The 17,501-nt window shown below is 73.3% G+C and carries 14 protein-coding genes; 3 read left to right on the top strand and 11 right to left on the bottom strand.

Annotated features, from left to right (window positions below):
• Window positions 1–175 precede the first annotated feature (175 nt).
• From ACFVVA_RS34140 to ACFVVA_RS34130, 3 genes are all read right to left on the bottom strand, one after another.
• Window positions 176–481 (bottom strand): GNAT family N-acetyltransferase, encoded by a 306-nt coding sequence (locus ACFVVA_RS34140; protein WP_387694621.1) that lies wholly within the window; start codon window positions 479–481, stop codon window positions 176–178.
• 114 nt (window positions 482–595) lie between these two features.
• Window positions 596–1,948, bottom strand: coding sequence for a cytochrome P450 (locus ACFVVA_RS34135; protein WP_387694620.1), 1,353 nt, complete (start codon window positions 1,946–1,948; stop codon window positions 596–598).
• Window positions 1,948–2,961, bottom strand: a complete 1,014-nt coding sequence (locus tag ACFVVA_RS34130; RefSeq protein WP_387694619.1) for a hypothetical protein — start codon at window positions 2,959–2,961, stop codon at window positions 1,948–1,950. Before ACFVVA_RS34130 ends, ACFVVA_RS34135 begins: the two co-directional genes overlap by 1 nt.
• A 547-nt stretch (window positions 2,962–3,508) precedes the next feature.
• Between ACFVVA_RS34130 and ACFVVA_RS34125 the strand changes: the two genes are divergently transcribed.
• Together ACFVVA_RS34125 and ACFVVA_RS34120 are read left to right on the top strand one after the other, a co-directional pair.
• On the top strand, window positions 3,509–4,495 hold the full coding sequence (locus tag ACFVVA_RS34125) for a hypothetical protein (RefSeq protein WP_387694618.1): 987 nt from the start codon (window positions 3,509–3,511) through the stop codon (window positions 4,493–4,495).
• Window positions 4,496–4,535: 40 nt separating this feature from the next.
• The gene (locus ACFVVA_RS34120; protein ID WP_387694617.1) at window positions 4,536–5,531 is read left to right on the top strand and encodes a TauD/TfdA family dioxygenase; all 996 of its coding nucleotides are present in this window, start codon (window positions 4,536–4,538) and stop codon (window positions 5,529–5,531) included.
• A gap of 478 nt (window positions 5,532–6,009) precedes the next feature.
• On the opposite strand, the gene ACFVVA_RS34115 is transcribed toward ACFVVA_RS34120, so the two are convergent.
• Window positions 6,010–6,237 carry a hypothetical protein gene (locus tag ACFVVA_RS34115; RefSeq protein WP_359907425.1) on the bottom strand — a complete coding sequence of 76 codons (228 nt, stop codon included), beginning with the start codon at window positions 6,235–6,237 and terminating at the stop codon, window positions 6,010–6,012.
• Window positions 6,238–6,652: 415 nt separating this feature from the next.
• Between ACFVVA_RS34115 and ACFVVA_RS34110 the strand changes: the two genes are divergently transcribed.
• Complete coding sequence (locus ACFVVA_RS34110; protein ID WP_359907422.1) at window positions 6,653–6,856, top strand: cold-shock protein; 204 nt, start codon at window positions 6,653–6,655, stop codon at window positions 6,854–6,856.
• 107 nt (window positions 6,857–6,963) lie between these two features.
• Here ACFVVA_RS34110 and ACFVVA_RS34105 read toward each other — a convergent pair whose 3' ends face one another.
• The 7 genes from ACFVVA_RS34105 to ACFVVA_RS34075 all read right to left on the bottom strand — a co-directional run bounded on the left by ACFVVA_RS34105 (window position 6,964) and on the right by ACFVVA_RS34075 (window position 17,467).
• Window positions 6,964–9,630 carry a TIM-barrel domain-containing protein gene (locus ACFVVA_RS34105; RefSeq protein ID WP_387694616.1) on the bottom strand — a complete coding sequence of 889 codons (2,667 nt, stop codon included), beginning with the start codon at window positions 9,628–9,630 and terminating at the stop codon, window positions 6,964–6,966.
• A gap of 116 nt (window positions 9,631–9,746) precedes the next feature.
• Window positions 9,747–10,748 (bottom strand): SIS domain-containing protein, encoded by a 1,002-nt coding sequence (locus ACFVVA_RS34100; protein WP_387694615.1) that lies wholly within the window; start codon window positions 10,746–10,748, stop codon window positions 9,747–9,749.
• Window positions 10,749–10,801: 53 nt separating this feature from the next.
• On the bottom strand, window positions 10,802–11,641 hold the full coding sequence (locus tag ACFVVA_RS34095; protein ID WP_387694614.1) for a carbohydrate ABC transporter permease: 840 nt from the start codon (window positions 11,639–11,641) through the stop codon (window positions 10,802–10,804).
• Window positions 11,638–12,660: a carbohydrate ABC transporter permease gene (locus tag ACFVVA_RS34090; protein WP_387694613.1), complete on the bottom strand. Its 1,023-nt coding sequence runs from the start codon at window positions 12,658–12,660 to the stop codon at window positions 11,638–11,640. The genes ACFVVA_RS34095 and ACFVVA_RS34090 overlap by 4 nt, the downstream gene beginning before the upstream one ends.
• Window positions 12,661–12,679: 19 nt before the next feature.
• On the bottom strand, window positions 12,680–13,942 hold the full coding sequence (locus tag ACFVVA_RS34085) for an extracellular solute-binding protein (RefSeq protein WP_387694612.1): 1,263 nt from the start codon (window positions 13,940–13,942) through the stop codon (window positions 12,680–12,682).
• A 213-nt stretch (window positions 13,943–14,155) separates the two neighbouring features.
• Window positions 14,156–14,914 carry a DeoR/GlpR family DNA-binding transcription regulator gene (locus ACFVVA_RS34080; RefSeq protein ID WP_387694611.1) on the bottom strand — a complete coding sequence of 253 codons (759 nt, stop codon included), beginning with the start codon at window positions 14,912–14,914 and terminating at the stop codon, window positions 14,156–14,158.
• A gap of 9 nt (window positions 14,915–14,923) precedes the next feature.
• Window positions 14,924–17,467: a glycoside hydrolase N-terminal domain-containing protein gene (locus ACFVVA_RS34075; RefSeq protein WP_387694610.1), complete on the bottom strand. Its 2,544-nt coding sequence runs from the start codon at window positions 17,465–17,467 to the stop codon at window positions 14,924–14,926.
• Between the last annotated feature and the right edge of the window lie 34 nt (window positions 17,468–17,501).

Below are 17,501 nucleotides of genomic sequence, written 5' to 3'. Positions count from 1 at the left end.
GCGCGGCGCCGCGGCGGCCCGGGGTTCCCCGCTCCCGGGCGGGGCCGCGCGACGGATCCGCCGCCCGGCCCGGGGACGGCACCCCAGTGGCGGACTGTCCGCCGGGGACGGGCCGTTGCCCCGGGCGGGCGGTGGCGCCGCTCCGCCGACCGCCCGGCGCCTTCGCCTTCGGGGGTCAGAGGCCGAAGCGGGCGCGGTGGGTGGTGGGGACGAGGTCGGCGTACTCGGGGTGCTTGGTGATCCAGCCGCGGATGAAGGGGCAGTAGGGGAGGACGGCGAGCTGCTGGTCGCGTGCGGCGTCCAGGGCGGCGCGGGCCAGCCGGCTGCCGAGGCCGCGGCCTTCGAAGCGGGGGTCGATCTCGGTGTGGATGAAGGCGATCTCGTTGCCGGAGCGGTGGTACTCGGCGAAGCCGGCGAGTTCGCCGTCGTCCTGGATCTCGAACCGGGACTTCTCGGTGTTGTCGGTGACGGACTGCTCCATGGTTCCTCCTCGTGCGGTCGGATTGCCGGGTCGGCATCCCTGACTATAGTTGAACAATAAACATTTGTCGCGGTCGACACGCGGCGGGGTGACGACTTCGCCGCGCCCGGCCGCTCACCGCGGTTCGGCGACGAGCAACGGGCCGCGCGGGCGGACGGTCGCGGCCGTGGCGCTCTCCCGGAGGGAGCCGGCCGTCGCCGGCCGGAGCCGCAGGCGGGCGAGGACGGTGGCGGCGATGACGAGCATCTCGGCCCGGGCGAAGGACTCGCCGACGCACTTGTGGCGGCCGGCGCCGAAGGGGATGAACAACCCGGGGCGGGCAGGGTTTCCGGGGCGGCGCCAGCGCTCGGGATCGAATCGCAACGGGTCGGGGTGGAGTTGCGGGGAGCGGTGCAGTGCGGCCGGGCTGAAGAGGATCTCTGCCCCCGGGGCCAGGAGGGCGCCGCCGCAGTGGAGCGGCGCCACCGCCCGGCGCATCAGGATCCAGTTGGGGGTGTGGAGCCGGAGGGTCTCGCTGATCGCGTGCCCGGTGCGTTCCAGGCGCGGCAGGTCCTCCAGGGATACGGCGCCGTCCCCGGCGACGGCGCGCACCTCCTCGCTGAGCTCGTCCTGCAGGTCCTGGTGCCGGGCGAGTTCGTGGAAGAGCCAGGCGAGCGTGGTGGCGGTCGTCTCGGTGCCGGCCAGGAGCAGCGAGACCGCCTCGTCCCGGACCTGGACCGGTGCCATGGCGAGTCCGGTCTCCTCGTCGCGGGTGGTCAGCAGCAGCGACAGCAGCGTGTCCTCCCGGCCCTGATGCCGGAGGGCGGCCCGGGCGACGATCTCGTCCACGACGGTGCGCAGGTCCCGGACCGCGGTGTCGAAGCGCCGGTTGGCCGGTACGGGCAGCTTCTCCAGCAGCGGCGACGGGTAGAGCGCCCGCTGGACGAATCCGGTGAGGACCACGGGCACGGCCCGGTCGATCCGGGCCTTCTGGGCGTCGCTCAGGCGGGCGGCGAACAGCGCCTCGACCACGATGTCCCGGGCGAGATCGTGCATCCGGTGCTCGATCGGCGCCGCCCGCCCGGGTTCCCAGCGGGACACCGCGGCCGCGGCCAGTCGCGCGGTCAGGGCGGCGTACCGGCGGATGCCGTCGCGGTGGAAAGCGGGCTGGACCAGGCGCCGCTGGCGGAGGTGGAACGCGCCCTCGGAGATGAACAAACCGTTGCCCAGCACGCCGCGGGCCTTGTCGAAGACGAAGCCCTTCTCGGTCCTCGCGGCGTCCTCGACGAGCAGCCGGTGCACCAGCTCCGGTTCGGTGAGGACGTGAACCGGCCTGCGCCACAGGTGGATCCGCACCACCGGGCCGTGGTCGGCCAGCGACTGGAGGAAGGGCAGGGGGTCGGTCAGCAGTGGGAGCAGGTGTCCGAGCAGGGGCAGGCGGCCGGGCGCGCACGGCACCGCGACGGGCGGGGCGTCGTCCTCGCGCATCAGGGCCTCGCCGTGGGGGCGGGCACGTCGAACCGGGAGCTGCCGCGGGACCAGTCGATGTGTCCGCGCAGCCACAGCCCCAGGCTCCGGGCGTACGCGGAGGCCGCGTCGCCGCCGTTCGCGTGGACGGTTCGGCTCAGCCCGATGAACGCGCGCATCTCGGCGTCACGCATGGCGACGGCCGACCGTCGGGCCTCGGCCGGAGAACAGCGGTGGTGGCGGGCCAGGACCTCGACCAGGTTGTGGCGGCCCTGGCCGCCCGCGGTCTCCTTGGCGTGGGAGTACAGGTCGTTGTCCCAGCTCACCAGGTTCGCCGTGAGGTCCCTGAGCCTGCGCAGCGAAGGGCCGTCCGCCTCCTCGGCCGGGACTTCGAGGCCGGCCGCGACGTCGACCAGGGCGAGGCAGGTGTACGTGGCTCCGGCGTGCCTGCGCATGGCCACGTACTCGGACAGGCCCGGCACCGTGCCCGCCTCGCGGTTGGCGGCCTCCCACACCTGCGCGGAGAGGTACTCGCGGACCGTGCACTCCCACCGGAACAGCTGTGACGGTGAGGCCTGTGCGGCGACCCGGTCCCGGATCTCCCGGAGGGCCGTCGCGTAGGTGCCGGCCGGTCCGGACAGCCGGCCGTCGAAGACCTCCTCGCCGGGCGGCTCGGGGTCGATCACCCGGGCGAGGAGAGCGGTCGTGCGGGCCAACGGCCCGGGGCGGTGGCCGTGTTCGCGGTCCTCGCAGTACCCGTCGTCGAAGGCGAAGAGCCAGACGTACCAGTCGGACAGCAGGCGCAGCATCTCGGCGGAGACCTCGGGGTTGGTCCGTGCGGCCAGGTGACCGCTGCGCTGGCGCCCGATCCGGTCGGACTGCCGGAGGCGCCCGTCCAGCAGCCGGTGGCGCGCCAGCCAGGCCAGGCTCTGCCGGTCGGCCTGTTCGGCGTGGGGGTTCGTCAGGGAGGGGAAGGGGCACCACAAGTCGTCCGGAGCGCTGTGCGGCGGCTGCCCGTCGCGGAGATCGGTCATCGCTGTGCCGGCCCTCGTCTGGTTGGGGTCGCGGCCGGAGTTCGGTGCCCCGCGACGATCGCGTGGGGTCGCCCGGCCTGCGCGGGAGGCCGAAACTAGTCCGGATCGGGGTGGGGTGGTGGACTGTGCGCGCACCCGTGGTTGCCTCCCGGCGCACGGCCGGCCGGCCGGCCCGCCCTTCCGGTCCAGAGCGCCCCGGCGTACTCGCGGCCGTCGGTCCCGCCGGTCGCGGTGGGCATCCATGCGGCCGGGGACGGGACGCTGCCCCGGATCGCTCCCGGTGCTGCTGGCCGGATGTGACGATCAGGGGCGTGTTGGCGCGGTACGCCGCCACCAGGTTGCGGCCGCCCCGGGGCCGGAACCGGGTCGCCGACCAGGGTTTCGTATGGCGTGTTCCTGGCGAAATATTTCCACCATGGGCTTATCGCCGGTCGCCGGTCATCCTCCTGTCGCTGTCTTCCGTGAGCCCCGAGGCGGGCGGCCCGTCCCGGCGCTGGGTGCGCGGGTCGCCGCCGGGGCGCGGCGGGCCGCGCGGGTGCTGGCCTGGGTGGCTACCCATGCCGGGCCCGTCGAACGGACCGCCACGCTGCGGCAGGCCGCCGCGGCAGCCGGCGAGTCGGTGGCCGCGCTGGCGGCTCTGGCTCCGGCCGTGGCGGGTGAGGACGTGCCGGCGGAGTCGACCAGTCAGTCGTACTTCCGGGTCCGTGAGGTGGAGCTGTCGGACCAGCAGGCCGCCCTGCACGGGCTGCTGGTCGTCCACCGCGGGCTGGAGGACCTCTGCGAGGCTCCGCTGTCGGGTGCCGACCTGGCGCTGGAGGTGGCCGGGATGCGGCGGTCGGTGCTCGACCTCACCGGCGTGGCGCCCGGCGCCGACCATGAGCCCGTCCCGCCGGTGGTCGTTCCCGAGCCCGGTGCGCGGCCGTCGCCGGAGAGCGCGTGGAGCGCGCGGTGGCTCGTCGGGCACCAGGTCCATGTCCTGTTCAACGTCTGCGCCGCGGTCGCCGTGGCCGACGCCACCCGCCACCTGCGGCACGGTGACGGCGATGCCGCCCTGGGGCGGATGGCGGACGCGACGGAGTACGTGCGCGGCTTCCCCGCGGCCATGAACCACGCCGGCACGATCCCGGCCGACTACTACATGGCGGCGATCCGCCGGACCATGGAGCCGCCGTCGACGGACATCCCGCTCAGCGGGCGCCAGCACCGCGGGTACAGGCTGTTCCGGACGGCGATGAAGGACCTGTTGTCGGCGCTCCCCGACTCCTACGATCAACTGGCGGCCCGAGCCCCGGAGTTGGCCGAGGCACGGGGCGCGCTCCTGGAAGCCGACCTCGTGGACGCCGAACGGCACGTCACCCTCGCGTACTCGCTGGTGCACCTGCGCCGTTCCATCGCCCAGCGGCCCGAGGGCCCCGACAACGCCGTCGCCGAACTACGGCTCATGCGCCACCGCCGCGCGGCCCAGTACGCCCCCCTGATCCGCTTCGGGGACCACTACATCGCGGACGCCGTGGCCGGCCTGCGCCACTCGTGAGCCCGGCCGTCCACCGTCCGCACTCCCGGCAGGAGACCCGATGCCCGGCACCCCGCACCACACCGCCCTCGCCGCGGACTGGAACCTGGATCCGGCCGACGCCGGCGCGTGCCGGCGCCTGGCCCGCTCCCTGTCCGCCGGCGGGCACGACCGGGTTGACAGCCCCGAGTGGGTGGCCCGGGCCCGGGACGCCTGGGACGAGCTCCCGCTGCCGCTGCGCCGTGCGGTGCGCCGGTTCCGCAGGAGCTCCGGCCCGCACGGCACCCTGGTGATCGGCGGCCTGCCCGTCGACGAGGCGGCCCTGCCCCCGACACCGGCCGTGCCCGGCTCGGTCCAGCGCCGGGCCACCGTCCCCGCCGCGCTGCTCACCATGGTGGCCTGCGGGCTCGGCGAGCCGCTCGCCTACCTGGCCGAGAAGTCCGGCGCTCTCGTGCAGGACGTGGTGCCCGTGCCCGGGCAGGAGGCCTTCCACGGCAACGCCGGATCGGTGCCGCTGTCCTTCCACACCGAGAACGGCTTCCACCCCCACCCGCCGGACTACGTGGTCTTCCTGTGCCTGCGCGCCGACCACGACCGGATCGCCGGGATGCGCGTCGCCGGCATCCGCCAGGCGCTGCCGCTGCTCACCCGGGCCGACCGGGAGGCCCTGTTCGCACCGGAGTTCATCACCACACCACCGCCCTCCTTCGGCCCGGACGCCGCGAGCGGAGCCGGAGCCGAACCCCGACCGGTGCTGTTCGGCGCATCGGAGGACCCCGACATCCGCATGGCCCAGCTCGTCACCACCCCGCTCACCCCTCGGGCCACCGCCGCGCTGGCCGAGTTCGGCCGGGCATGCGAGGAGACCGCCCGCACCCTGCGCCTGGCCCCCGGTGACCTGGTCGTCATCGACAACCGCGTCACCGTCCACGGCCGGACCGCCTTCCGGCCCCGCTACGACGGGGCGGACCGCTGGCTGCAACGCACCTACGTCACCGTCGACCTGCGCCGCTCCCGGGATCACCGCCCCCAGGACGGCCAGGTACTCGCCCGCTGACCGGCCCCGAGCGGCGGCGGCCGGCCCGGCGCCGGACCGAGCCCCGGCCGTCGCGAGCGGGTCGGCGACCGATGGCACGCCCGTCGCCGCCCCCGGGCCCGGGGGCGGCGACGGGGGATGGGCGAGCGGCCGGCAGGAGGGGCGAGGCCGACCGCGGGCCGCAGGGGGGATGACGAGTGTGTCGCGCCGGGCGCGTGAAAACGGGAGCGGTGCCGTGCTGGCGCGGCGGAGGGAGGAGGGTTCGGCCCGGGGCGACCCGGTGGCCGTCGTCACCGGCATGCGGTCGGTGACGACGGTGATGCGGGGGCGGGCCGGCGGGCGCGCGCGTACGGGGCCGTGCCGGAGTCCCGGCACGGCCACGGCGGATCGGCCCCTGCGGTGTGCACAGTGGCGGCCCGGAGACCGGGCACCGTCGGCTGCGCCGTCGGGGTCCGGACCGCACCCCGGGGCGGTGACGGCATCGCCGCCGGTGTGTCGGTCAGAGGGTGTACATGGCGGCGTACGGCGGGGTGATCCGCTCCTGTCGGGTGCCGAAGTCGACGAGGACCGCGGGGTAGGCCCCGTCCTCCACCGCGATGACGCGGCCGAGACCGTACTTGTCGTGGCTGATGCGGTCGCCGACCGCGAAGTGTTTGGGCGGTGCTTCGGGCCGGGGCTTGAAGGGACTGGTGGGCAGAGGGCGTCGGACTGCCGGTGATTTCGTCATCCTGGTCAGTATGCTCCGAAAATCGAGGGAACGGGCCGTCCCGGCGGGGGTGAATCCGTTGCCGGTCATCCTCGGGGCGGCCCGCGCCCCGGGCGTGGCGAAAGCCGCGACCGGGCCGGGGCGGGCCATGGCGCCCTCAATCTCCCCGCGGCAGCCGGTTGTTGCCGTCCCCCTGGGGGTGACGGGTTGCGCCCGGGAGGGTGAGGCGAAAATATTCGCGTGGTTATCCGCCGTCGCGGCCCGATGTCTGCTACGGTTGTTTTAGTTGCAGTTGTGGTTCCCATGAACTTTGTGTGCGCCTGCTCTTCGCAGGCGCATTTTTTGTTTTCCGGCTCTTTCCCGGAGGGTTCTCATCGCGGCGACTCGAAAGTCTGCATGGTGCAGGCTTCGGACAGTCTCTCGAAGGAGATTTCTCATGGCTACTGGCACCGTGAAGTGGTTCAACGCGGAAAAGGGCTTCGGCTTCATCGCGCAGGAGGGTGGCGGCGCGGACGTGTTCGCCCACTACTCGAACATCGTTGCCCAGGGCTTCCGCGAGCTCGTTGAGGGCCAGAAGGTCGAGTTCGACGTCACGCAGGGCCAGAAGGGCCCGCAGGCCGAGAACATTCGCCCGCTGTAGTCCTCTGCCCCGGCTTTCGCCCGGCAGGAAAAGGGGCCCGTACCGTGCGTCGCGCACGGTACGGGCCCCTTGCCGTACGGGGGTGGAAGCCCCTCGCTGTCGGGCGGTCAGTTGCCGCCATGGACCAGGTTGAGCGAGAAGCCGTTGCCGGTGGGGAGGGACGGCGTCCGGACCGTCGTCACCCCGGTCGCGGCGTCGTAGTACCAGCCCGAGCCGGCCGCGTCGAGCGCGGCCGACGAGTCCAGCCGGGGGAGCAGGCCCGCGTCGGTGGCCACCAGGCGCGGGGCGGGGCGGCCGTGCACGGTGAGGCGGTACGACCGCTGGGCCGGCTTGCCGGCGTAGTCGCCCTCGCTGGCGCCGATGCGGACGTTGGTCACGGCGCGGTTGGTGTGCACGTCCACCTGCTGGGTGGCCGAGGAGCCGGCAGTGAACTGCCGGGTGACGCCGTCGTCCTCGTACAGGGTGTAGGAGGAGTCGCCCGTGGCCTGCGGGTAGAGGTCGTAGTCGAGCTCGGAGCGGTCCCGGTTCTCCCAGGAGAGCGTGCCCTTGGGCCACATCGGGACGATCGCGCCGCCGCGGACGAACAGCGGCAGGGTGTCGAGCGGGGCGGAGTAGCCGTTGATCGTGGTCGGGCCCTGGTAGGTGCGACCGGTCCAGTAGTCGGTCCAGGTGCCCTCGGGCAGGTAGATGCCGTCGCGCACGGTGGTGTCCGAGTAGACCGGAGCGACCAGGAAGTCGGGACCGGCCAGGAACTCGTACTTCGCGTTCGGGCCGAGGGCGTTCGGGTCGTGCGGGTACTCCAGGGCCAGCGGGCGGACCGCGCCGACGCCGGTGCGGGTGGCCTCTGCGGAGAGGGTGTACATGTACGGCAGCAGCCGTTCCTTGAGCTGCAGGTACTTGCGGTTGATCGAGGTGTAGGGCTCGCCGTCGAGCCAGGGCTGCTGGTCCCGCTGCTGCTTGCCCGTCATGTCCCGGGCCCAGCCGTCCATGGTCATGATCGCCGGGAGGAAGGCCTTCCACTGCAGGTCGCGGGCGTACATCTTGGGGTCCCGGCGGTAGATCGAGCCGACGTCGCCGGTGTTGTAGGCGATGCCTGACATGGTGGCGCCGGCATAGGTCGGGATCTGCCAGCGGATGTAGTCCCAGGACAGGCTCTGGTCACCGCTCCACAGCACGCCGCAGCGCTGCGCTCCGGCCCAGGAGACCGGCAGCCAGACGAAGCCGCGGGCGTCGCTGTTGTCCTCGATGCCGGCCTTGGCCTGGTCGCAGGCGTTCAGCGCGAAGTCGTAGCCGTTGCCGACCCAGGCCACGTCGAGCTTGCGCACCCGCACGCCGGCCTTGACCTCCTCGGCCTGGTTGGGCAGGCCGTTCTGGGTCCACAGGCCGAGCTGGGCGTGGTCCTTGCGCAGGCCCGTGCCGGTCTGCGGCAGGTTCTCGTAGCCGCAGCCGTAGCCGTCGTTGACCAGCATCCAGCCCAGCGGCATCTGGTTGTCCACGTAGCCGTCGGCGACCTTCAGCGCGTCCAGGGTGTGGCGCTCGCCGCGGTTGGCGTTGTGCAGGTAGCAGTCGGAGTCGCCGGGCTCCAGCCCGTAGACGGGCGGCATGAAGGGCTTGCCGACCAGGTCGGTGTACCGGCCGATCACCGCCTTGACGTCACCGGTGAAGTAGTAGGCGTCCAGACGGCGCTCCTGCTGCCCGGTGCGGACGGGCGAGCCGAAGTCGTAGATCCCGGGCGTGAAGGTGTTGCGGAAGACGCCGTAGCCGGCGGAGGAGACGTAGAACGGCTGGGAGTTGTTCCAGCCGCCCTCGTTCCAGTCGGTGCTGTTGGCGACGTGGACGGTCCGGTCGCGGTGCGAGAAGGAGCCGTTCTGCTCGCCGCCGCCGAAGAACTGCTCGTCCGCGCCGCGCACCAGGCTCTGCCGCAGTCCGCCGGTGCTCCAGCGCAGCGGGGCGCTCTCCTGCCAGAGGGCGGTGCGGTCGTCCGCCTTGTACAGGCCGAACCGCAGCGGGTGCTTGTAGACCCGCAGGACCAGGCCCTTGGAGCGGATGCCGTAGTACGCGCCGGCGTCGAAGGTGCTGGTGTCGCGCTGCGGCTCGGGCTGCGTGCGGACGATCGTGCTGCCCGCCGGATCGGTGAGGACGCCGTCCGGGGCGGCGCGCAGGCGCAGCTGGTCGTCGGCGAGGAAGTCGACCCGGGCCTTCAGGGTGCCCGCGGAGATGTCGTAGCTGCCCTGGGAGCCGCCGAAGGCGGTCAGGTCGCCGGCGTCGGCGGTCTGCGGCAGGTAGGCGGTGCCGGTGTAGGAGCCGCCGTGGACGTCGTAGGGGACCACCAGGACGCGGTAGGTGCCCGAGGCCTTCGGGATCACCGTGGCCTCCGGGTCGGCGGTGCCCGCGCTGCTGGCCACCTGCTTGCCGGTGGCGTCGTAGATGTAGAGGTCGAAGTCGTCGGCGGGGTTCTGCCAGCGGACGGACACCGGGACGCCGCCCTCCGGATTGTCGTCCCAGTAGCCGGCCGGCACGTTCACGGTGAGGTCGAAGTGGTCGCAGACCGTGCCGCCCGGGTCCTGCGCGGCCGGGGGGCAGCTGCCGGGGTCGCCGAGGGTGCCCTTGGCGTACTGCGGGCTCTGCCAGGTGACGCTCTGGTGGCCCTGGTCGAGGACGGCGGAGCCGGGGGTCGCGGCCCGGGCGGGGAGGACGGGCCCGGCCAGGGCGGGGAGGACGGCCAGGGCCGCGGTGAGGGCGGCCCGGCGGAGGTGGGGCCGGAGTAGGCGCACGGTGGTGTCTCCGTTCGATGTTGGAGAGGTGGGCGGTCGGGACCTGCCGGGCGCGCCCGGGCGGGCGATCGGGCGCGGTGGTGACGGGGCACGGTGCCGGTCGGCCGCGGTGCCGGTCAGGGACGGTGCTGGTCCCCGAGGACGACGGAGCGGGTGAGGTGGCGCGGCCGGTCCGGGTCGCAGCCCCGCGACCCGGCCACGGCGACGGCCAGCCGCTGGGCCCGGACGAGGTCGGCCAGCGGGTCCAGGTCGCCGTCCGTGCCGCCGGATCCGGCGACCAGGAGGGCGCCGGCCCGGCTGATGTCCTCGGCGAGCCCGGCGGGCGGCGCGCCGAACACCCAGGCCACCCGGCCCGGTTCGGCGATGCTGATCGGCCCGTGCCGGTACTCCATCGCCGGGTACGCCTCGGTCCAGGCGCCCGCCGCCTCGCGCAGTTTCAGCCCGGCCTCCAGCGCCAGCCCGTACGTCCAGCCGCGCCCGAGGAAGGTGAACTGCCCGGCCTCGCGCAGTTCGGCGGGCAGCGGCACCGCGACGGCCCGTTCGGCGTCCCGGACCGCGCGGGACAGCGGGTGGACTCCCGCCGGAAGCGCGCCCTCGGCTTCCAGGTGGGCGCGCAGCAGGGCGAGCACGCTGGTGGCGAAGCGGGTCTGCACCACGGAGCGCTCGTCGGCGAAGTCCAGGACGGCGACGGCGTCGGCGAGCGCCGCGACCGGGGTGGCGGGATCGGCGGTGACGGTGCTGGTGGGCACCCCGGCCGTACGGGCCCGGCCGAGCAGGTCGAGCACCTCGGTGGTGGTGCCGGAGCGGCAGATGGCCAGGATCCGGTCGTAGTCGCGCCCGGGCGGGAACTCCGAGGCGGCGAAGGCGTCCGTGGCGCCGTGGCCGCCGCCCTCGCGCAGGGCCGCGTAGGCCTGGGCCATGAACCAGGAGGTGCCGCAGCCGACGACGGCGATCCGCTCGCCGCGGCGGGGCAGGGCGGGGGAGTGCCGCGGCAGGGAGTCGGCGGCGCGGCGCCAGCAGTCGGGCTGCGAGGCGATCTCGGCGGCGGTGAGGGAGGGCGTGCCGGCGGTGCCGCCGGAGGTGGGGGTACCGACGGGGTCGGGCGTGGCGGGGGCCATGCGGCGGGCTCCTTCGAAGAGGCGGCGGAGGTTCAACCCGTGGGTGCGGTCGGCTACTTGACCGATCCGGCGGTCAGTCCCGAGACCACGTGCCGCTCGATCAGGGCGAACAGCACCACGACCGGCACGATCGCGACGACCGACCCGGCGAACAGGTAGTTCCACTCGACGGTGTAGTTGCCGATGAAGCTGTTGATCCCGACGGTGAGCGGCTGGCTCCCCGGCTCGGTGGACAGGGTCAGGCCCATCACGAACTCGTTCCAGGCCGAGATGAAGGTGAAGATCACCGCGGTGACCACGCCGGGCATGGCCAGCGGCAGGACCACCCGGCGCAGGGCACCGAGCCGGCCGAGGCCGTCGAGCAGCGCGGCCTCCTCCAGTTCCACCGGGATGGCCGAGATGTAGGCGGTGAGGATCCAGATCGCGAAGGCCAGGTTGAAGGCGGCGTTGCAGAGGATCAGCGTCCAGACCGAGTTGAGCATGACGAGCCGGTAGAACTCGCGGTAGAGGCCCACCAGCAGCGAGGTCGGCTGGAACATCTGGGTGACCAGGACGAGCAGCAGGAAGAGCCGACGGCCCCGGTACCGGACCCGGGCGGTGCAGTACGCGGCGGGCAGGGCGACCAGCAGCGCCAGCACGGTGGACCCGCCGGCGACCAGCAGGGTGACCCTCAGGTTGCCGCCGAGGGTGGAGTCGCGCCAGACGCCGACGAAGTTGGACCAGGCGAAGTGGTGCGGCAGGTAACCCGCGTCGCGCAGCTCGTCGGCCGGGCGCAGCGCGGTGACGACCATCTCCAGGTACGGGAGCAGGAAGACCGCCGCCAGCAGCCAGGCGACGCCGGCGAGCACCACGGTGCGCGGCCGGATCGGGCGGCGGCCCCGCCGGGCCCTCAACTCTCCTCCCCGTTCCAGCGGCTGACCTTGAGGAAGGCCAGGACCATCAGCACCACCAGCGCGAAGTTGACCACCGAGACGGCCGCGGACTCGCCGATATCGGTGCTCTTCACCTGGTACATGAACACCGTGGTGGTGGCCGTGTCGCTGCTCGGGCCGCCCCGGGTCATGGCCCAGATGACGGGGAAGGAGTTGAAGACGTTGATCAGGTTGATGACGACGCCGACCAGGAAGGCCGGGCGCAGCAGCGGCAGGGTGATCCGCCGGTAGGTCTGCCAGGGCGAGGCGCCGTCCGTCCGGGCCGCCTCGTACACGTCGGCGGGGACGGTCTGCAGGCCGGCGAGCAGGGTGTAGGTGGTGAACGGCAGCGAGACGAAGACCGCGACGAACACCATCCAGGGCCAGGCCGTCGCGGGGGTGCCGAGCCAGTCCCGGGGGCCGTCGATCAGGCCGAGGTCGGTCATGGCGGTGTTGAGCACGCCGGCGGTGCGGTCGAGCATCCACCGGAAGCCGATGGCGGTCATCAGCACCGACGCGGCCCAGGGGACGATCAGGGCCCAGCGGGCGTACCGGCGGCCGGGGAAGCGCTGGTTGAAGAGCTGGGCCAGGCCGAGCGAGAGCAGCATCGTCAGGCCGACCACGACGACCGTCCAGACCACGGTGGCGAGCAGCACGTGGCCGAGGTCGGCCTCGCCGAAGAGCTTGCGGTACTTGTCCAGGCCGGCCGGGCCCCGGACGAAGCCGCTGGTGCTGATGCGCAGGAAGGAGGTGCGGACCATCTCGTAGACGGGCCACAGGACGACGGCGAGGATCAGCAGGACGGCCGGGGCGATCCAGGGCAGTGGCCCGAGCCGGCCCGGGCGGGAGGCCGACGGCGCGGGGCGGCGCGGTGGGCCCGCGGACGGCGGCCTCGCGGACGGTGCGGGGGAGCCGGCGGCGGCGCCGGGGCCGCTGGGGGAGCCGGTGGTGGGGGAGCCGGGGGTCGTGGGGGACCCGGCGGTGGGGGAACTGGAGGTCACTGGGGTGCCTTCCGCGGGGTCACTTGTCGGCGACGGCGTCCTGGGCCTTCTTCTGCAGGTCGCCGAGCACCTTGGCCGGGTCGCCGGAGACGGCGCTGCCGATGCTCTTCTTGAGCTCGGCCGAGACGATGTCCCAACTGGTGTCGCCCAGCGGGTAGAAGGCGGCGTGCGGCAGCGGGGCGAAGAACGGTTCGAGGTCCGGGTGCTTGCCGCCGGTGGTCATCGCGCGCAGCGTGTCCTGGGTGACCGGCATCAGGTTGTAGGTCTCGTCGAACCGGAGCATGTTGTCCGCGGCGTACGCGAAGTCGAGGAACTTCCTGATCTGCTCGCGGTGGCCGTTCTTCTTGAAGGCCATCATCCAGTCCGCGACGCCGAGGGTGGTGGTGAGCGGGCCCGCCTTGCCGGGGACGGGGGCCACGCCGTAGTCGACCTTGCCCGCCTGGGCCATCCGGATCAGTGACGGGTGGCCGTTGAGCATGGCGGCCTTGCCCGCGGCGAAGTCGGCGAAGGCGGTCTTGCGGTCGGTGGTGGCCGGGTTGGGGTAGGTGAGGCCGGGGCCCACGAGGTTGGACCTGAGCCAGGAGAAGGTGTCGATGTCGGCCTGGCTGTCGAGGGTGTACCTGCCGTCCTTGTCGGTGGGGCCGCCGCCGTTGCCGAGTTCCCAGAGCATGCTCTCGCCCTGGGCCTCCTCCGGGCCGAGCGGCAGTGCGTACGGGGTGACGCCGGGCGCCGCGGCCTTGATCTGCTCGGCGTCCTTGCGCAACTCCTCCCAGGTGGTGGGGGGTTGGGTGATGCCGGCCTGCTGGAGGATCGCCTTGTTGTAGAACAGGAGCCGGGTGGAGGAGACGAACGGTATGCCGTACTGCACGCCCTTGACCTCGCCGGCCTTGGCGAAGCTGTCGATCAGGTTGCTCCGGGTGGCGGGCGACAGGACGTCCTGCGCCTTGTAGAGGAGGTCGTCGGCGACCTTGTCGGCGTAGCCGCCGGTCTGCAGGACGTCCGGTACGTTGCCGCTCTGGATCATCGTCTTGACCTGCTGGTCGATGTCGTTCCAGTTCACCACCTGGACATCGACCCTGATGTCGGGGTTGGCGGCGGTGAAGGCGGAGGCGACGCCGTTCCAGTAGGCCTTCGAGCTGTTGGACTCCTTGTCGCCGTAGTCGGCGGCGACCAGTTTGAGCGTCACCTTGCCGTCGGCGTCGGTGCCGCCGCCGCCACCGCCGCTGCCGCAGGAGGTGAGGGCGAGGGCGCCGAGGGCGCACACCGTGAGGATGGCCGGCACTCGTTTTTCCACCGCAGGTACCGCCTTCGTATGCGCTTGATGGATGATCGGAGATGCTTGATAGACCCTGATTCTGCGCAGATGCGAAAGAGCTTCCTGTGTCCTTGCGTTCATGTCAACCGTTGTGGTGACAGAAACGCCCGGCCGGGAGATCCGGCCGGGCGTTGCATGGGTGGGTGCGGGACCAGGGCCCGTGAGGCCAGCGGCCCGGCGTCAGGCGCGCAGGACCCGTACCCCGTCGGCGGCGATCGCCTCCTCCTGCTCCGCCGTGGCCTCGGCGTCGGTGACCAGGTCGTGGACCTCCGAGAGCGGGCAGATCCGGGCGAAGGTGACCCGGCCGATCTTGCTGCTGTCGGCCAGCACGACCGATCGCGCGCTGCTGCGCAGGAACGCGCGGTCGGTCTGGGCCTCCATCTCGTCGTGCGTGGTGCAGCCCTGCTGGGGGGTCAGGCCGTCCACGCCGATGAACGCGATGTCGAGGTGGTACTGGGCGAGCATCCGGTCGGCGGCCGGCCCCACCAGCTCGTAGCTGGTGGTCCGGGCGATGCCGCCGACCACCACCAGGCGGATGTCCGGCCGGACGATCAGGTCGGCCGCGATGTTGACGGCGTTGGTCACGATGGTGATCCCGCCGCGTTCGGCCAGGACGCGGGCCAGCTCGCTGGTCGTGGTGCCGCCGGTCAGGCCGACCACCGCGCCGTCGGGCACCAACCGGTCGGCCGCCAGGGCGATCCGGCGCTTCTCCGCCTGCCGCGTGCCGTGCTTGTGGCGCAGCGGCAGTTCGAGGTTGACGGCGCCGGTGACCGCCCCGCCGCGGGTGCGGTGCAGCAGGCCCTGGTCGTGGAGTTCCTGCAGGTCCCGGCGGACGGTGGCCGCCGACACCCGCAGGAGCGCGGCCAGCTCGTGCACGTCGGCGCTGCCCGTCTCGGTGAGGTGCGTGAGGATCCGGGAGGTGCGGTCGGCTTTGAGCATGGCGGAAGTCTAGTGCCGTCCGTGCGAGGGAAGATCTTTGCGCGGAACTGCGTGGAACTGCTCGGCAACGGGAGCGGTGCGGTCGCCGCCGATGGCCGGGGCGGCGTCCTGGGGTGTGCCGGGTCCCGCACCGTCGCGCGGGCGGATCCGGTGGCTCCCCTGCCGGTCGAGCCACAGGGTCAGACGTGGTCCGGCCGGGGTGGGGTCGAACGTCGCGGCGGAGTGCCGGCCGGTCGGGTCGGTGACGGCGGGTTCCGCCGTGCCGACCGGGAGCAGGAGGTCGAGGGTCTGCGGACGGTCGCCGTGCACGGTCGCCTCGGTGAGGCGGCCGGCGTCCCAGCGGAGGTCGACGGTGAGACCGCCGCGGGCGCGCAGCCCCCGGACATGGCCGGTGGGCCATGCCTCGGGCAGGGCGGGGAGCAGCCGGAGGACGCCGTTGTGGCTCTGCAGCAGCATCTCGGCGACGGCGGCGGTGGCGCCGAAGTTGCCGTCGATCTGGAAGATGTCCGGGGGGTGCAGGCCGAACAGGTTGGGGGCGGAGTGGTCGGTCAGCAGGCCGACCACGCTGCGGTGGGCGAGGTCGGCGTCGCCGAGGCGGGCGGCGAGGGCGGCCACCCAGGCCAGGCTCCAGCCGGTCGATCCGCCACCGTGGTCGAGGCGGCGGATCAGGGCGAGCCGCGCCGACTCGGCGGCCTCCGGGTCGGTGAGCGGGTCGACGGCGCTGCCGGGGTAGAGGCCGTAGAGGTGGGACAGGTGGCGGTGGCCGGGGTCCTCCTCGGGGAGGTCCTCCCACCATTCGAGCAGGCGGCCGTCCGCTCCGGTCCGCGGGGGCCGGAGCCGGCCTCGGGCCGCGTCCAACTCCTCGGCCAGGTCGGCGTCCACGCCGAGGATCCGGGCGGCGCGGGTGGTGTTGGCGAACAGTTCGGCGGTCAGCCAGTGGTCCATGGTGGCCGCGGCGGAGACGGAGGCGAGGGTGCCGTCGGGCAGCCGGAAGTGGTGCTCGGGGGAGGTGGACGGGCAGGTGACCAGGTGGCCGTCGCGGTCCTCGGTGAGGAAGTCCAGCAGGAAGCGGGCGGCGCCGCGCATCAGCGGGTAGGCGCGTTCGGCCAGGAAGCCGCGGTCTCCGGTGAAGAGGTGGTGTTCCCACAGGTGCGCGCAGAGCCAGGCGCCGGCCATCGGCCAGTTCGCCCAGGAGGGCGAGCCGGAGACGGGGCAGGCGGAGCGCCACAGGTCCACGTTGTGGTGGATGGTCCAGCCGCGGGTGCCGTAGTAGGCGGCCGCGGTCCGGGCGCCGGTCCGGGCCAGGTCGGCGACCAGGTCGAAGAGCGGTTCGTGGCAGGTCGCGAGGCCGGTGGTCTCGGCGTGCCAGTAGTTCATCTGGAGGTTGATGTTGGTGGTCCAGTTGGAGTTCCACGGCGGGGCGGTCTCGGTGTTCCAGATCCCCTGGAGGGTGGCCGGCTGGGTCCCCGGACGCGAGGAGGCGATCAACAGGTAGCGACCGTAGGCGAATTGGAGGGCGGTCAGGGCCGGGTCCCCGCCGCCGGACCGGACGGCGGCGAGCCGTTCGTCGGTGGGCCGGTCGGTGGTGCCGCCGTCGGCGCGGTCGGTGGCGCGGTCGTCGCCGAGGCGCAGCGTCGTGGCGCGGAACAGCCGCCGGTGGTCGGCGAGGTGCTCGGCGAGCAGCTGCCCGTACGGCCGGGCGGCGGCCGCGTCCAGACGCCGTCCGACCTGCTCGACCGGTCCGTCGTCGGGGCCGACCGGGGCCTCGGTCCAGCCGCGGTAGCCGGTCTCGGCGGCAACCAGCAGGAGCACCTCGTCGGCGCCGCGCACCGTCACCGCACCCGGTGTTCGCTCGACCCGGCCGCCGTCGGCCAGGACCCGGAGCCCGGCCGCGAAGCCCATGCCCTCGCCGGGGCGGTGGCGTACCGGGTCCGGCTCGCCGAAGGCCACGTGCGCGGGGGCCCGGCCGGAGAGGACGAGGCGGTCGGGGCCGGGGCCGCCGGTGCGCGCGTCCGGATGCGGGGTGTCGAACCGGGCGTCGAGGTCGATCCGCCCGGGGACGGACGAGGTGATCCTGGTGACCAGGACGTCGGCGGGGGCCGAGACCCAGGACTCGCGCAGGATCTGCGCGCCACCGCTGCGGTAGGAGACCCGGTGGACGGCCTCGTCCAGGTCCAGTGAGCGCAGGTAGCCGTCCGACGGTCCGTCGCCGAGTTCCAGCCGGAGCGTGGCGAGCGGCTGGTAGGCCTCGGTGAACGGGCCCTGCATCCGGGTCGCGACGGCCTCGGCACGGGCATGGTCGCGGTCGGCCAGGACGGCGGCGCGCAGCTCCGCGAGGTGCTCGACGGCGTCGGCCCGGTCGTGCGGCCCGGGTCCGCCGGACCACAGCGTGTCGGCGTTGAGGTGGACGGTCTCGCCCGTACCCGACCGGTCCGATCCGCCGAGGAACAGTGCGCCGAGCCGCCCGTTGCCCAGTGGCAGGGCCTCCAGGAAGGAGGCGGCGGGTCGGCGGTACCAGAGGCGGTCGTGGCCGGACGTCGGTTCGGGCGACAAGGTCGGTGCCCCAGTTCGTGAGTGGTGGTTCCGG

The organism is Kitasatospora sp. NPDC058048 (assembly GCF_042885555.1).
GTDB lineage: Bacteria > Actinomycetota > Actinomycetes > Streptomycetales > Streptomycetaceae > Kitasatospora > Kitasatospora lactacystinica.
Note: the sequence above shows the minus strand (reverse complement) of the source record. Positions and strands in the feature narration are given on the sequence as shown.

Coding starts and splice junctions, on each gene's coding strand:
- ACFVVA_RS34135 (WP_387694620.1), bottom strand. CDS start 1,948: ATGCGCGAGGACGACGCCCCGCCCGTCGCGGTGCCGTGCGCGCCCGGC.
- ACFVVA_RS34120 (WP_387694617.1), top strand. CDS start 4,536: ATGCCCGGCACCCCGCACCACACCGCCCTCGCCGCGGACTGGAACCTG.
- ACFVVA_RS34110 (WP_359907422.1), top strand. CDS start 6,653: ATGGCTACTGGCACCGTGAAGTGGTTCAACGCGGAAAAGGGCTTCGGC.
- ACFVVA_RS34115 (WP_359907425.1), bottom strand. CDS start 6,237: ATGACGAAATCACCGGCAGTCCGACGCCCTCTGCCCACCAGTCCCTTC.
- ACFVVA_RS34140 (WP_387694621.1), bottom strand. CDS start 481: ATGGAGCAGTCCGTCACCGACAACACCGAGAAGTCCCGGTTCGAGATC.
- ACFVVA_RS34080 (WP_387694611.1), bottom strand. CDS start 14,914: ATGCTCAAAGCCGACCGCACCTCCCGGATCCTCACGCACCTCACCGAG.
- ACFVVA_RS34130 (WP_387694619.1), bottom strand. CDS start 2,961: ATGACCGATCTCCGCGACGGGCAGCCGCCGCACAGCGCTCCGGACGAC.
- ACFVVA_RS34100 (WP_387694615.1), bottom strand. CDS start 10,748: ATGGCCCCCGCCACGCCCGACCCCGTCGGTACCCCCACCTCCGGCGGC.